Annotated in this window: 1 protein-coding gene; it reads left to right on the forward strand. The window is 60.3% G+C overall.

The features are described 5' to 3' along the window. Positions 1-43: 43 nt before the first annotated feature. The coding region (locus tag NCT05_RS32075) for an IS630 family transposase (RefSeq protein WP_250504071.1) at positions 44-1,099 on the forward strand (1,056 nt) is incomplete at its 3' end.

The following is a 1,099-nucleotide window of genomic DNA, read 5'->3' on the forward strand; positions in this document are numbered from 1 at the left end:
CTAGTGCATTGCATCATTGAATTGGCACCCCAAGTGTGTTCAGATGCAGGTCATGGGCAAAATGAATCTGACCGATACCGAACGCGAGCAACTGCTGTCGGCGGCGCGCAGCCGAACGGTGCGTGCGGCGGACGTACGACGCGCGAAGTTGATCCTGATGCTCGAGGACGGCGAATCGCGCGACAGCATCATGCGCACACTGGGTTGCGACTCGCGCTTCATCGCGCGCTGGTCGGGGCGCTTTCTTAGCGAGCGACTGTCTGGCATGTACGCCCGACATCCCGGGCGCGCTCCCAAGCAGCCGCCAGCCAGACTTGAGGCGCGTGTGCTCAACCGTACTCTCAAGCACAAACCCGCCGACGGCTCGACACACTGGAGCAGCTATAAGCTTGCGGCAGAGCTCGGCGACGTGTCGGTCTCGACCGTGCAGCGCATCTGGCGCAAGCATGGGGTCAAGCCGCAGAAGTTGGAGCGGCACATGGTCTCCAACGACCCGGACTTCGAGGCCAAAGCAGCCGACGTGATCGGGCTTTACCTGAACCCGCCGGCGCACGCAGCGGTGTTCTGTGTGGACGAGAAGACCGCGATTCAGGCACTCGACCGCAAGGACCGGATGCTGCCGCTGTCGCCGGGGCGCGCCGAGAGTCACGGCTTCGAGTACAAGCGCAACGGCACGCTCAGCCTGTTCGCGGCGTTCAATACTGCCACCGGCGAGGTGCTGGGCAAAACAGCGCCGCGCCACACCAGCGAACAGTTTGTGGCCTTCCTGACCGACGTCGTGGCCAGCCAGCCCAAACGCAGAGAAATCCATGTCATCTGTGACAACGTGAGTAGCCATAAGACGGAGCGGGTGGCCACCTTCCTCAACGCGCATCGCAACGTACGTCTGCACTTCACGCCGACCTATTCGTCGTGGCTTAACCAAGTGGAAAACTGGTTCTCGCGCATCCAGCGTGATGTGATCGCCCGTGGCATCTTCACTTCAGTAAAAGATCTGGATCGCAAACTCATGCATTACATCCGCGAGCACAATAAACATCCAAAGCCGATCAAGTGGAAGTATGACGATCCTTCACGTCGAATCCGCCAGGTGCCAAAT

The organism is Caballeronia sp. AZ7_KS35 (assembly GCF_023631045.1).
Taxonomy (GTDB): domain Bacteria; phylum Pseudomonadota; class Gammaproteobacteria; order Burkholderiales; family Burkholderiaceae; genus Caballeronia; species Caballeronia zhejiangensis.